8 protein-coding genes are annotated in these 14227 nt (G+C 72.7%); 6 read left to right on the top strand and 2 right to left on the bottom strand.

Going from position 1 to position 14227, the window contains the following annotated elements; genetic code table 11:
* Window positions 1–296: 296 nt before the first annotated feature.
* Window positions 297–2336, top strand: a complete 2040-nt coding sequence (gene fusA / locus AB0F77_RS02970) for an elongation factor G (protein WP_361940352.1) — start codon at window positions 297–299, stop codon at window positions 2334–2336.
* Between the two features lie 46 nt (window positions 2337–2382).
* Here the strand turns inward: fusA and AB0F77_RS02965 are convergent, their stop codons facing one another.
* Window positions 2383–4158 (bottom strand): coagulation factor 5/8 type domain-containing protein, encoded by a 1776-nt coding sequence (locus tag AB0F77_RS02965; RefSeq protein WP_361940349.1) that lies wholly within the window; start codon window positions 4156–4158, stop codon window positions 2383–2385.
* A 297-nt stretch (window positions 4159–4455) separates the two neighbouring features.
* Between AB0F77_RS02965 and AB0F77_RS02960 the strand changes: the two genes are divergently transcribed.
* The 4 genes from AB0F77_RS02960 to AB0F77_RS02945 all read left to right on the top strand — a co-directional run bounded on the left by AB0F77_RS02960 (window position 4456) and on the right by AB0F77_RS02945 (window position 11117).
* Window positions 4456–5529, top strand: a complete 1074-nt coding sequence (locus AB0F77_RS02960; RefSeq protein WP_361940346.1) for a DUF1996 domain-containing protein — start codon at window positions 4456–4458, stop codon at window positions 5527–5529.
* A 165-nt stretch (window positions 5530–5694) separates the two neighbouring features.
* A complete protein-coding gene (locus tag AB0F77_RS02955) occupies window positions 5695–7449 on the top strand; it encodes a discoidin domain-containing protein (protein ID WP_361940343.1) in 1755 nt (584 codons plus the stop codon).
* A gap of 41 nt (window positions 7450–7490) precedes the next feature.
* Window positions 7491–9959, top strand: a complete 2469-nt coding sequence (locus tag AB0F77_RS02950; RefSeq protein ID WP_361940340.1) for a glycoside hydrolase family 3 C-terminal domain-containing protein — start codon at window positions 7491–7493, stop codon at window positions 9957–9959.
* Between the two features lie 117 nt (window positions 9960–10076).
* The gene (locus tag AB0F77_RS02945) at window positions 10077–11117 is read left to right on the top strand and encodes a LacI family DNA-binding transcriptional regulator (protein WP_361940337.1); all 1041 of its coding nucleotides are present in this window, start codon (window positions 10077–10079) and stop codon (window positions 11115–11117) included.
* A gap of 322 nt (window positions 11118–11439) precedes the next feature.
* Here AB0F77_RS02945 and AB0F77_RS02940 read toward each other — a convergent pair whose 3' ends face one another.
* On the bottom strand, window positions 11440–12723 hold the full coding sequence (locus tag AB0F77_RS02940) for an ROK family transcriptional regulator (RefSeq protein WP_361940335.1): 1284 nt from the start codon (window positions 12721–12723) through the stop codon (window positions 11440–11442).
* A 183-nt stretch (window positions 12724–12906) separates the two neighbouring features.
* Here AB0F77_RS02940 and AB0F77_RS02935 point away from each other — a divergent pair, with 183 nt between their 5' ends.
* Entirely contained in the window at window positions 12907–14223 is a 1317-nt protein-coding gene (locus AB0F77_RS02935) for a sugar ABC transporter substrate-binding protein (RefSeq protein ID WP_361940332.1), read from the top strand.
* The last annotated feature ends 4 nt before the right edge of the window (window positions 14224–14227 follow it).

Here is a 14227-nt window from a genome sequence, read left to right as displayed (position 1 = left end):
CGCGAAAACCGCGTGCCCCGGACACGGCGCCCTCCCTACACTCGGCGCAGGTTCGTACGGGATCCGGATGGAGAGGGGAGGCGGCCGTGCGCGTGTGTCGGGTCGTCGTTCCCCGTGACCGGTACGTGGTGATCCTCGTGTCCCCGTGCGCCCGGTGCCCGCAGCGCGGCCGGCACCGGAATCCGTGACGCCTTCCGTCACGCGACCCGTCCACCGACCTGGACCGACGGGTCCGTCATGCCGTCACGGCACATCGCGCCGCCCCCTTCAGGAACCTCCCCGAAAGGCATCGGGCCGTGCGCACCGAACCCCTCGCCGCCGTCCGCAACCTGGGCATCCTGGCCCACGTCGACGCAGGCAAGACCACCGTCACCGAACGCGTCCTCTACGCGACCGGCACCACCCACCGGCGCGGTGAGGTCCACGACGGCACCACCGTCACCGACTTCGACCCGCAGGAGCGCGACCGCGGCATCACCATCTTCGCCGCGGCCGTCAGCTGCGCCTGGGACGGCCACCGCCTCAACCTGATCGACACCCCGGGCCACGTCGACTTCGCCGACGAGGTCGAACGCTCCCTGCGGGTGCTCGACGGCGCGATCGCCGTGTTCGACGCGGTCGCCGGCGTCGAACCGCAGAGCGAGTCCGTGTGGCGGCAGGCCGACCGGCACGGCGTGCCGCGCATCGTGTTCGTCAACAAGATGGACCGCGCGGGCGCCGACCTGGACGCGGCCGTGGACTCGATCAGACGCCGGCTGCACCCGGCCCCGCTCGTCGTGCAGTTGCCCATCGGCGCGGAGGACGGCTTCACCGGCGTCGTCGACCTGGTGCGCATGCGGGCGCTGGTGTGGGACGACGACGGCGCGCGCCGGGAGGAACCGGTCCCGGACGGGCTGCGCGCGGAGGCCGAACGGCGCCGCCGGCTGCTGGAGGAGGCGGTCGCGGAACTCCACGCGCCCGCGATGGAGGAGTTCTGCGCCACCTCGGCCGTGACCACGCCCACCCTCACCGCCGCCCTGCGCGACCTCACCCGCAGCGGCGACGGCGTGGTGGTGCTGTGCGGATCGGCCTACCGCAACCGGGGCGTCGAACCCCTCCTGGACGCGGTCGTCGCCTGCCTGCCCTCGCCGCTGGACGTGCCCGCCGTGCGCGGCACGCACGACGGCGCGGACGGGCGCCGGGCCGCCGACCCCGAAGTCCCGTTCGCGGCCCTGGCGTTCAAGGTCCACGCCACCGCCACCGGACGCCTGACCTACGTACGCGTCTACTCCGGAACCGTCGAGAAGGGAGACACCGTGTGGGACCCCGTCACCCGCCGCACCGAACGGATCGCGCGCATCCTGCGGGTCATGGCGGGGCGGCACGAACCGCTGGAGCGCGCCGTCGCCGGTGACATCGTCGCCCTCGTCGGCCTCAGGTCCGCCCGCGCGGGCTCGACCCTGTGCGATCCGGCCGCCCCGCTGCTGCTCGAACCGCCCGTCACCGCCGACCCGGTGGTGTCGGTCGCGGTCGAGGCCCGGCGCGGCACCGACACGGGCCGGCTGGCCGCGGCGCTGGCCCGGCTCGCCGAGGAGGACCCGTCGCTGGCGGTGCGCACGGACCCGGAGACCGGTCAGATCCTGCTGTCCGGCCTCGGCGAACTGCACCTCGACGTCGCCGTGGAGAAGATCCGCCGCGACGGCGGTCCGGAGGTCGCGGTGGGCCGCCCGCGCGTCGCCCACCGGGAGACCGTCGTGCGGGGCGTCACCGGGTTCGTCCACCGGCACGTCAAACAGGACGGCGGCGCGGGGCAGTTCGCCCATGTCGTCCTGGACGTCGAGCCGCTGGCCGCCGAACCCGGCACCGCCGGCTTCGCGTTCCGCTCGGCCGTCACCGGCGGCCGGGTGCCGCAGGAGTACGTCCGCGCGGTCGAGGCCGGCTGCCGGGACGCCCTCGCCGACGGACCGCTCGGCGGCCACCCCGTGACCGGAGTGCGGGTCACCCTGACCGACGGGGCCACGCATGTGAAGGACTCGTCCGACACGGCGTTCCGCACCGCCGGCCGGCTCGGGCTGCGCGCGGCGCTGCGGGCCTGCGCCGTGGTCCTGCTGGAACCGGTCGCCGAGGTCACGGTCGTCGTGCCCGAGGAGTCCGTCGGCGCGGTGCTCGGCGACCTCGCCGCCCGCCGCGGCCGGGTCACGGACTCCGCGACCCGCGGCGGCTCTGCGGTGCTCACCGCCACCGTGCCGCTGGCCGAACTGTTCGGCTACGCGACCCGGTTGCGCGGACGCACCCGGGGCCGGGGCACCTTCACCGCCCGGCCCACCGGATACGCCCCGGCCCCGGCCGGCGGCTGACCGCCCGAGGGTGCGAGCGGCTCCCACCGCTCGCACCCGAGGGGCGTCAGGGGTACGACACCACCGTGGACGGTGTGGTCGAGGTCCCCGACGTCGGCGAACCCGTGTCGTTGATCACGCGCTCGTACTGGCCCTGGCCGCCCAGCGACACCACGAGCAGGTTGTGGAACTTCACGCCCGAGGTGTTGGGGGCGGCGAAGCCGTGGTGCTGCACGATGGACGGGTTGACGTTGTAGTAGCAGTAACTGCCCAGGCCCCAGCCCTCGTGCGTGGTCACGTTGTCGGCGACCTTGTAGGCGGCGTAGCCCCTGATCGAACCGTTCTGGATCGCCGCCTGGTTCGGCGCGTCGTACGCCTTCTCGTTCTGGAAGAAGATCGTCCGGCCGCGCTGCCCGTTCCACTGCACGTCGTACTTGTTGAAGTGCTCCACGAACAGGCCCGTGGCGAGCACGTCGTCGCCGTTGACGACCACACCGTAGTCGGCCCGGTTGGTGTCCCAGCCGACGCCCGTGCCGTGGTCCGCCCGCCACACCCAGGTGTGGTCGACGATGGTGTGCCGGCTGTTGATGACCATGCTCGTGGTGGCCTTGCCCGCGCCCGCCCCGCCGATGCGCACGAACACGTCCTGCACGGTGGTCGGGTTGGCCGAGTGGTCCCGGTTGGCACCCGACGGCCCTACCTCCAGCAGGGTGGGGGAGTTGACCGGACCCGCGTCGATCAGGAAGCCCGCGAGCCGTACGCCGTCGACGTCCGCGACCTTCATGGCGGTCACCCCGTTGTCCGGGATGATCGTCGCGTAACCGAGGCCCAGGACCACGGTGTTGGCGTTGTTCACCTGGATCGTGCGGTCCACGTGGTAGATGCCCGGGGTCAGCAGCAGGTGCAGGCCCTGCGCCAGCGCCTCGTTGAGCGTCGCCGCGCTGACGCCCGGCTTCGCGACGTAGAACTGCGTCAGCGGCAGGGACGTACCGCGCGGGGTGCCGTTGCCCCAGGTCACACCGCGCGCATTGGTGCGCTTCTCCGGCAGGAACACCCGGTAGTCGTTGCCCTGGAGGTACAGGAACGGCTTCTCGCGGGAGACCGGGGTGGTGCTCAGCGTGGTGTACGGCGGGTTCGGGAAGCTCTGTGCCGGGGCGCCCTCGACACCCGAGAACACCATGTTCCACACGCCGTTGAGCCAGCTGCCGATCGAGCTGTCGCGGGTGTACCACTGCTGCTGCGAGTACGGGCCCACCTCGCCGTCGATCCGGCTGTCGGCGATGTAGCCGCCGCTCGCCCAACCGAAGCCGTTCGGGGCGAGGTTGAGTCCGCCGCGCACATGCATCCGGCGGAACGGCGCCGCCTGCGCCACGGCCCACCGGTTGCTGCCGCTCACCGGGACGACGGCCAGGTTCTCCGCCGAACGCCAGAAGTTCTGCGTCGCGTTGCCGTTGAACCAGCCCGCGTCGACCGTCACGTCGCCGTTGATGGTCGTGTCGTCGGGCGACAGGCCGAGGCCCGCGATCGAGGTGTAGAAGCCGATCTGCGCGTTGAGGCCGCTGTAGGTGCCGGGCTTGAACAGCAGCGCGTACCGGCCGGTGCCGAACTGCGCGCTCTCCTGCTGCCGGAAGACCTGGTCGAGGCGGGCCTGGATGCCGGACGTGGACGGGTCGAACACGATGACGTTCGGGCCGAGGTCACCACCGCCGGGCAGGGCGCGCGGGGACGCGGCGGCCCTCGGGGCGGCCGCCGCCGGCTGGGACAGACCCGCCACGGCCGTGGCCGCGGCAGCCGCGGCACCGAGGACGGCCCTGCGGCCGACGGAGGGGGAAGTAGGGGGCATTCGCGGCTCTCCTGGTTCAGGAAGTGAACGATGTGGGGGTTGGGGAGCGCTCTCTGCCGTTGGATGCTTCATTGGAGTGAACGACGCGTCAAGAGATGCGACGGAATTTCCGGTCGGCTTTGTTGATCCGCCGTCACTTTCCGTCCCCCGCCTTCGAGAAGTGAGGACGGGACCTTTCGCTGATCCTTCCGTCGTTTCCCTTGACACCCCCGGGCCGCCGCCTCAACACTCCAGGCGTGGGAGAGCGCTCTCCCAAGCTCTCTTCGTATACCCCCACCTCCCGCACAGGAGCTCTCCATGCCACGGAGATCGAAGATCGTCTCGGGAACGCTGATCGCGAGTGCCCTGCTGCTCACCTCGCTCGGCCTCGGCGGTGTGGCCCAGTCGGCGTCGGAGGCGTCGGCCGGCCATGCCGCGCACACGGGTCACACCATGGCGGCGTCCACCGCGGCCTCGCCCGAGGACCCCGACGGCGACGGCTACATCCCCGCCAACCCGCCGGTCACCGGCGTCACCCCGTCCACCCAGAACCCCCCGCACCGCTACTTCCACGAGTTCCAGGCCAACTGCTCGGTCAGCCACACCAGGCCGGACGACCCGATCGTCTATCCGCAGCAGCCCGGCAAGTCCCACGACCACACGTTCATGGGCAACACCACGACCGACGCCAACAGCACCACGGCCACGCTGAACTCGGGCACCACCACCTGCCGGGCGCCCGGTGACCGCTCCGGCTACTGGATGCCCACGCTCTACAACGGCGACCAGCCGGTACGGCCCGTCGGCCCGCAGGTCATCTACTACAAGGCCGGTGTCACCGACTACACGAGCGTCCGGCCCTTCCCCAAGGGGCTCAGGTTCGTCGTCGGCGACCCCATGCAGTCGGCGGAGCAGTTCCGCGCCCACCGCGGCTTCGTCGAGGGCTGGGAGTGCGGTGACAGCTTCTTCAACGTCGACTTTCCGGCCAGCTGCCCGAGCCGACCCGACGTCCAGCTCAACATCCGCTTCCAGGCCCCCAGTTGCTGGGACGGTCGCTATCTGGACACCCCCGACCACCGCAGCCACATGGCCTACCCGGTGGTCAAGCCCGGCACCAACGACAACATGTGCCCCGCCGACCACCCGGTCGCGCTGCCGATGATCGAGTTCAAGATGGCGTTCCCGGTCAACGGCGACATGTCCCGGGTACGGCTGGCCAGCGGACGCGGCTACTCGTTCCACTACGACTTCTTCAACGCCTGGGACGACGCCACACTCCGGGCGCTGGTGGACCACTGCGTGGTGGGCGGGCTCCAGTGCGACGCCCGCGGCTACGACGAGACGCACCCGGAGGCGGGCGCGGCCCTCAACGCCAACTACCAGCTCCCTTAGCGGTCCTCCTTCCTCAGGGCGCCCCGGCCCCGGCCGAGGCGCCCTCCGGCGGGCCCCCTCCTTCCCGTCGGCTCCCCCCTCGTGCCCCTCTCTCCTCCCTCTTTCCTCCCCCTCACCTTCACTCCCCCCTTCCGCAATGTCACCCGCACCCCGGAGCGAACCCCCATGACTCCACCACCCGTCAGCCGCGCACACCGACTCGCCGCGCCCCTCACCGCCGGTGTCCTGGCCCTCGGCGCCCTCACCGCCCTGCCCGCCACCCAGGCGCACGCCGCCGGCAGCGTCGTCCGGGTCACCGGGAACCAGGGCAACTGGCAGCTCACCGTGGACGGACAGCCGTACCAGATCAAGGGCCTGACCTGGGGTCCGTCCGTAGCCGACGCCGAACGGTACATGCCCGACCTGCGGTCCATGGGCGTCAACACCGTCCGCACCTGGGGCACCGACGCCACCAGCAAGCCCCTGTTCGACTCCGCCGCCGCCCACGGCGTCAAGGTCATCGCCGGCTTCTGGCTCCAGCCCGGCGGCGGACCGGGCAGCGGCGGCTGCGTCAACTACGTGACGGACACGGCGTACAAGAACCAGATGCTCGACGAGTTCCCCAAGTGGGTGCAGACCTACAAGGACAACCCCGGCGTCCTCATGTGGAACGTCGGCAACGAGTCGGTGCTCGGACTCCAGAACTGTTTCAGCGGCGACGAGTTGGAGCGCCAGCGCAACGCGTACACCACCCTCGTCAACGACATCACCAGGAAGATCCACGCGATCGACCCCAACCATCCCGTCACCTCGACGGACGCCTGGGTCGGTGCCTGGCCCTACTACAAGCGCAACGCCCCCGACCTGGACCTGTACGCCGTCAACGCCTACAACGCCGTTTGCGACGTCAAGTCCGCCTGGGAACAGGGCGGTTACACCAAGCCGTACATCGTCACGGAGACCGGGCCGGCCGGCGAGTGGGAGGTCCCGGACGACGCCAACGGCGTGCCCCTGGAGCCCACCGACCGGGCCAAGGCCGACGGCTACACCCGGGCGTGGGGCTGCATCACGGGCCACCGGGGCGTCGCCCTCGGCGCCACGATGTTCCACTACGGCACCGAGTACGACTTCGGCGGCATCTGGTTCAACCTGCTGCCCGCGGGCCAGAAGCGGCTGTCGTACTACGCCGTCAAGCGGGCCTACGGCGGCGACACCTCCCGCGACAACACCCCGCCGGTCGTCTCGGACCTGACCGTCGAGGGCGACGCCGGGCGCGTGCCGGGCGGCCGGGACCTCACCCTCGCGGTGCGGGCCACCGACCCCGACGGCGACCCGCTGTCGTACGAGGTCCTGACCAACAGCAACTACGTCGACCAGAGCAAGCAGTTGAACCCCGTGCCCTTCACCGACCTGGGCGGCGGACGGCTGCGGCTCACCGCGCCCGACCGCCCCGGTGTGTGGAAGGTCTACGTCAAGGTCACCGACGGCCACGGCAACGTCGGCGTCGAGACCCGCTCGATCCGCGTCGTCCCGCCCGCCGTCGACGGCACCAACGTGGCGCTCGGCAAGCCCGCCACCGCCTCGTCGTTCCAGCCGGGCTCCGGCGACTGCCCCTGCACCCCGGCCAACGCGGTGGACGGCAACCCCGCCACCCGCTGGGCCAGTGACTGGAGCGACCCGCAGTGGCTCCAGGTCGACCTGGGCACCCGCACCTCGTTCCGGCACGTCCAGCTGGTCTGGGAGACCTCGTACGCGAAGGCGTACACCGTCCAGACCTCCGACGACGGCCAGAACTGGCGGACCGTGCGCACCGTCACCGACGGCAACGGCGGCGTCGACGACCACGACGTCTCCGGCACCGGCCGCTACGTCCGTGTCAACGGCACGGCGCGTGGCACCGGTTGGGGCTACTCGCTCTACGAGTTCGGCGTCTACAGCTGATCCTCCGACGAAGGGGGACGAGGGGGACCTAGGGGGTGGGGATGGCCGACGAGGACGAACTCGACCGGCTGCTCGACAAGCTGACCCTGCGGGCCAGGGTCCGGCTGCTCACCGGCGCGGGCACCTGGCGCACGGCGGGCGAACCGGACGTGGGACTACGGGAGTTGGTGCTGTCGGACGGTCCTGCGGGGGTGCGCGGGCAGTCGTGGGACGAACGGCACACCTCGGTGCTGCTGCCCTCCGCCTCCGCGCTCGCCGCCACCTGGGACGAGCCGCTGGTCGAGGAACTCGGTGGCCTCCTCGCCTCCGAGGCCCGGCGCAAGGGCGTGGACGTGGTCCTCGCGCCCAACCTCAATCTGCACCGCAGTCCGCTCGGCGGCCGGCACTTCGAGTGCTTCTCGGAGGACCCCGAACTGACCGGCCGCATCGGTGCCGCGCTCGTCCGCGGCATCCAGGCGCACGGCGTCGCCGCCACGGCCAAGCACTACGTGGCCAACGACGCCGAGACCGACCGGCTCACCGTGGACGTGCGCGCCGACGCGCGCACGCTCCGCGAGGTCTACCTCGCCCCCTTCGAGGCGGCCGTCGAGGCGGGCGTCCGCGTCGTCATGGCCGGCTACAACCGGGTCGACGGCACCACCATGACCGCCCACCCCCTGCTCACCGGACCGCTGAAGGACGAGTGGGGCTTCGACGGGGTGGTGGTCTCCGACTGGGGCGCCGTGCGCGGCACCGAGGACACCGCGCGCGCCGGCCTCGACCTCGCCATGCCCGGACCGGACGGCGCCTGGGGCGAGGCGCTGCTGCGGGCCGTGACCGAGGGCCGGGTGCCCGAGTCGGCCGTGGACGACAAGGTGCGGCGGCTGCTGCGGCTCGCCGACCGCTGCGGCGCCCTCGGCGGGACGCGACCCCGTCCCGCCCGGGGCGTCATGCGCTCGCGGGAGGCGCGGGCGCTGGCCCGGCGCGCGGTCGTCGCGGGGGCCGTGCTGCTCACCAACCGGGACGTCCTCCCGCTCGCCCCGGAACGCCTGGCCACCGTCGCGGTGATCGGCGCGCACGCCGCCCGCACCCGCACCCAAGGCGGCGGCAGCGCCGGGGTGTTCGCCCAGGACGAGGTGTCGGTCCTCGACGGGCTGCGGTCCGGGCTGCGCGGCCGGGCCCGGGTCGTCCACGTCCCCGGACCGGCCGCCGACGGGCCGCCCCCGCCCCTGGACATGACCCTGTGCACGGACCCGCGCACCGCGGCCCCCGGCGTCCTGCTGCGGATGCTGGACGCCGAAGGACACGAGCTGTACGCCGAGCACCGTCACGGCGGACGGCAGTTGGAACCCCGGCTGGTGCCCGGCGCGCACACCGTCGAGATCAGCGCACGGCTGCACCCACGGGTCTCGGGCACCTGGACGCTCGGCATCGCCGGGTTCGGACGGCTCGCCCTGCGGCTCGACGACCGCGTCCTGCTCGACGACGTCTTCGAACGGGACACCGACGACCCCGCGATCGTGCACGTCAGCCCGCCGACACACCTTGCGACGGCCGAACTGACCGCGGGCGCCGACCCGTTGCTGGTGGCCCGGCGCACGCTCGCGCCCGACTCCGGCCGGGCCACCGTCGTGGGCGCCGCCCCGCCCACCGCCGACCTCACCGGATCGCTCGCCGAGGCGGCCCGTGCGGCGCGGGCGGCGGACGCCGTCGTGGTCGTCGTCGGCACCACCGAGCACGGCGAGAGCGAGGGCCACGACCGCACGAGCCTCGCCCTCGGCGCCCGGCAGGACGCCCTCGTGCGCACGGTGGCCCGCGCCAACCCGCGCACCGTGGCCGTCGTCAACAGCGGCGGCCCCGTCGAACTGCCCTGGCGGGACGAGGTGGGCGCGCTGCTCCTCGCGTGGTTCCCCGGCCAGGAGGCGGGCGGCGGGATCGCGGACGTGCTGCTGGGCCGGGCGGAACCCGGTGGCCGGCTGCCCACGACCTGGCCGGCGCGGCTGGCCGACGCCCCGGTGACCCGCACCCGCCCCGTCGCCGGGCGCCTCGACTACACCGAGGGCCTGCACATCGGTCACCGCGCCTGGCTGCGCGAACACCGCACGCCCGCCTACTGGTTCGGGCACGGCCTCGGCTACACGACCTGGGAGTACGACGAGCTCACCGGCCCCTCCGCGGTCCGCGCCGGCACCGGCTTCACCGTCCGGGTGCGCCTGCGCAACACCGGTCCGCGCGCGGGCCGCGAGGTGGTGCAGCTCTACCTGTCCCGCCCCGCCTCCGCGATCGACCGCCCCGTCCGCTGGCTGGCGGGCCACACGGCGGTCCGGGCGGAGCCGGGCGGGGCGGCCACGGCGGAGATCCACGTCCCACCGCGGAGCCTGCGCCACTGGTCCGTGGAGCGGGGTGCCTGGGACACCGAGCCGGGCCGTCTCCTGCTGCTCGCGGGCCGCTCGGCGGGCGACCTGCCGCTGGCAGGGGAGACGGTGGTGACCCCGACGGGGGAGACGGGGGGCACACTGCTGCGGGAGTGAGCCCCGCCCCCTGTCCGCCCCCTCTCGGGGAGGAGTGGGACGGGAGGGTTGGGGGTGTTTGTCACCCCTCGGAGAGCGCTCTATGCCCTTGCCCGGCGGTGCCGTTAGGGTGCCGTCATGAGCAGAGAGGCACCGACGCTGGAGGACGTCGCGCGGGAGGCCGGGGTGTCCCGGGCCACCGTGTCGCGCGTCGTCAACGGCGTGCGCAACGTGGACCCGGCGATCCAGGAGACCGTCCGCCGGGCCATCGAACGCACCGGGTACGCCCCCAACCGGGCCGCCCGCGCGCTCGTCACCCGGCGGGCCGAGACCGTCGCGCTGGTCGTCTCCGGCGCGGGCGACGCCTCCGACGCGACCCAGAACGCCTTCGCCGCCCGGGTGTTCGCCGACCCCTTCTTCGGCCGGGTGGTCGGCGGTGTCGTCGGCTTCCTGCGCCCGCGTTCCATGCACCCGGTGCTGATGTTCGCCGAGTCCGACGAGGCGCGCCGGGAGGTGCTGACGTATCTGCGGCAGGGCCGGGCCGACGGCGCGCTCGTCGTCTCCACCCACGCCGACGATCCGCTGCCCGCGCTGCTCGCCGAGGCCGGCCTGCCCGCGGTGCTGTTCGCCCGCCCCGCCCGCCCGGTGCCGCTCAGCTACGTCGACCTCGCCCACCGCGACGGCGGCCGGCTCGCCGCGGAGCACCTCCTCGCGCGGGGCTGCCGCCGGCTCGCCACCGTCTCCGGCCCGCTCGCGGTCACCGCCAGCCAGGAGCGGCTCGCCGGGTTCCGTGACGCCCTCGCCCGCCACGGGCATCCGTACGTCCCGGTCGCCGAAGGGGGCTTCACGCTGGACAGCGGGGTCGTGGCGATGTCCGGGCTGCTCGACGAACACCCGGACGTCGACGGGGTGTTCGTCGCCAACGACCTCATGGCGCAGGGCGCCTGCCAGGTGCTGCGCGAGCGGGGCCGCCGGGTCCCCGAGGACGTCGCCGTGGTCGGCTTCGACGACTCGACCGTCGCGGTCACCTGCCGCCCCCAGCTCACCACGGTCCGCCAGCCGGTGGAGGAGATGGCCGCGGAAATGGCCCGCCTCCTGGACACCCACATCCGCACCCCCCACACCCGCCCCACGTCAGTACTCTTCGACCCCACGTTGATCCCCCGGGAATCGGCCTAGCCAAGTTCACAAGGGGTGAGGACAGCGCCCCACAGGGGCGCGGGGAACTGCGCGATCAGCCACGACGCACGGCAACCCGGCGATGCACAAGTCCCCCTACGGCGCGCCCCCGGCCCCGGCCACCGCCCCGCAGGGGGGACGCGGGGAACTGCGCGACCAGCCCCCCACACGCTCACCCGGCAACGCACATGCCCCCCTACGGCGCGCCCCCGGCCCCGGCCACCGCCCCACAGGGGGACGCGGGGAACTGCGCGACCAGCCCCCCACACGCTCACCCGGCGACGAAACACCCGCCCCCACGGCGCGACCCCGCCGTCGGCCCCTACGCCAGTCGTCCGTCCAAGGCCCGGCGCCAAGCCGGCGACGGCACCCGCCGAACCGCCGGAGGCACCCCGCCACGCCCGAAGAAGTCCGCCAGCGGCAGGATCGCCGCGCCCACCGTCACCGCGTCCGGCCCCAGCCGCCCCAGCTCGATCCCCACCCGCCCCGCCGGATAGCTCAGCGCGTGCGCGAGCGCGTGCTCCCGCACCTCCGCCAGGAACGCCGCCCCCAGCTGGAGCCCCGCCCAGCCACCCACCAGCACCCGCTCGGGCTGGAAGAGGTTGACCAGGTCGGACAGGCCCGCCCCGAGATACTCCGCCGTCTCCGCGAGGACCCCCGCCGCCACCGGATCGGGCACACCCCCGTCCCCGGGCCGCGCCGCCGCCACCAGCTCCGTCAGCGCCGTCTCCTCGTCCGCCCCGGCCGACGGCGTCCCGCCCGCCTCCCGCCACCGCGCGAGCAGCGCCTCCGCCCCCGCGTACGCCTCCAGGCACCCCAGGGCCCCGCACCGGCAGCGGCGCCCCCTGACCCGTACCGTCAGATGCCCCCACTCGACCGCGCGCCCCTGCTCCACGTCCTCGGTGACGATGCACGCGCCGACACCCGAACCGAACAGCACCACCACGGCGTTGCGCGCCCCGCGCCCCGCGCCGAACCACATCTCCGCCTGGCCCAGCGTCTTGGCGCCGTTGTCGATGAAGTACGGCACGTGCGGCGGCAGTTGACCCGTGGACCGCAGCAGCCGCTCCAGCGGCACCGCGGGCCAGCCGATCGTCTGCCCGTGCACCACCGCCCCCTCGTCACCGTCCTGTTCGACGATCCCGGGCACCCCGATGCCCACGCCGAGCAGGTCGTCCCCGCTCACCCCGGCCGTGCGCAGCACCTCCGCGACACCGTCGTGGACATGGCCCACGACCACGTCCACGTCGTACCGGTTCGGCGTCAACGGCCGCTCGGCACGGGCGAGTTCGCGGAGGGTGAGATCGAACAGCTCCACCCGCACCCGGGTCTCGCCCACGTCGACCCCGATCATGTGCCCGCTGCCTGGCACGACCCGCAGCAGCGTCCTCGGCCGGCCCCCCTCGGAGTCCACGCTGCCCGCCTCCTCCAGCAGCCCGTCGGCGAGCAGCTGGGCCGCGACATTGCTGACGGAGCCCGAACTCAGTCCGGTCGCCACGCCCAGCGCCTGGCGGCTCATGGGCCCGTCGAAATACAACCGTTGCAAAACGGCTGCCCGGCTCTCCCGTCGCAGGTCACGCACCGTGCGACCGCCCCGCACCACCACCTGGCCTCCTCGTGTCCCGGCACCGTCCGGCAGATACCTGTGCCGGATCCCTTGACGAGCGTTTCTCTCAGGGTTTAACTCACGTCCTAAATTAAGCCATGAGGGCCTTCGGGAGTCGAACGGGGTGTCGCCGACCGGAACCCGCCCTCGGGACTCGACTCCCGGAAAGGGACACCAGGAGCCATGCGCAGCATCCGAGCCGCGGCCGTAGGCGCCGTCACGATGTCTTTCGCCCTTGCCCTCACGGCCTGCGGAGGCGGTTCGTCCAGCGGTGGCGGGTCCAACGACTCGCCGAAGACGCTGACCTACTGGGCCTCCAACCAGGGCGCGAGCATCGCCGTGGACAAGCAGGTCCTCCAGCCCGAGCTCGACAAGTTCGAGAAGCAGACGGGCGTCAAGGTGAAGCTGGAGGTCGTGCCCTGGTCCGACCTCCTCAACCGGATCCTCACGGCGACCACCTCCGGTCAGGGCCCCGACGTCCTGAACATCGGCAACACCTGGAGCGCCTCGCTCCAGGCCACCGGCGCGCTGCTGCCCTGGGACGCCAAGAACTTCGACAAGATCGGCGGCAAGGACCGCTTCGTCGACTCCGCGCTCGGCTCCACCGGTGCCGAGGGCAAGGACCCGGCCGCCGTGCCGCTGTACTCGATGGCGTACGCGCTGTACTACAACAAGCAGATCCTCGCCGACGCCGGCATCTCCCAGCCCCCGGCCACCTGGGACGAGCTGATCGCCGACGGCAAGAAGATCCAGGCCAAGGGCAAGACGGTCCTGGGCGCCGAGGGCTCCAACCTGTCGGAGAACATCCACCACGTCTTCGTCTTCGCCAAGCAGCACGACGCCGACTTCTTCACCGCCGACGGCAAGCCGAACTTCACCGACCCCAAGGTCGTGGCCGCGGTCAAGCAGTACGTCGACCTCATGGCCAAGGACAAGGTCATCCCGACCGGTGACGCCGAGTACGCGCAGAACCAGTCCGTCAGCGACTTCGCCAAGGGCAAGCAGGCGTTCCTGCTGTGGCAGTCCGCCGCCGCCAACCTGAAGTCCCAGGGCATGCCCGAGGACAGCTACGGCATCGCGCCCGTCCCGGTCCAGTCCGGCACCCCCGGCACCGGCGCCCAGACCAACTCCATGGTCGCGGGCATCAACATCTCGGTCTTCAAGAACACCAAGAACGTCGACGGTGCCACGAAGTTCGTGAAGTTCATGACGAGCGACGAAGAGCAGAAGATCCTCAACAAGGCGTACACCTCCATCCCGCCGGTCAAGGCCGCGCAGGACGACCCCGCCTTCAGCACCCCGGCCACCTCGGTCCTGAAGAACACCCTCGCCACCAGCGCCGCGGCCCTGCCGCAGGTCGCCGCCGAGTCCCAGTTCGAGACCACGGTCGGCACCGCCGTCAAGGACCTGTTCGCCGACGTGGCCGCCGGGCGCGCCGTCACCACCGACTCGGTGAAGGCCAAGCTCGAAAAGGCCCAGCAGCAGATGCCGGCGGCCTGAGCAC

This window comes from Streptomyces sp. NPDC026672, assembly GCF_040638185.1.
In the GTDB taxonomy this organism is placed as follows: domain Bacteria; phylum Actinomycetota; class Actinomycetes; order Streptomycetales; family Streptomycetaceae; genus Streptomyces.
Note: the sequence above shows the minus strand (reverse complement) of the source record. Positions and strands in the feature narration are given on the sequence as shown.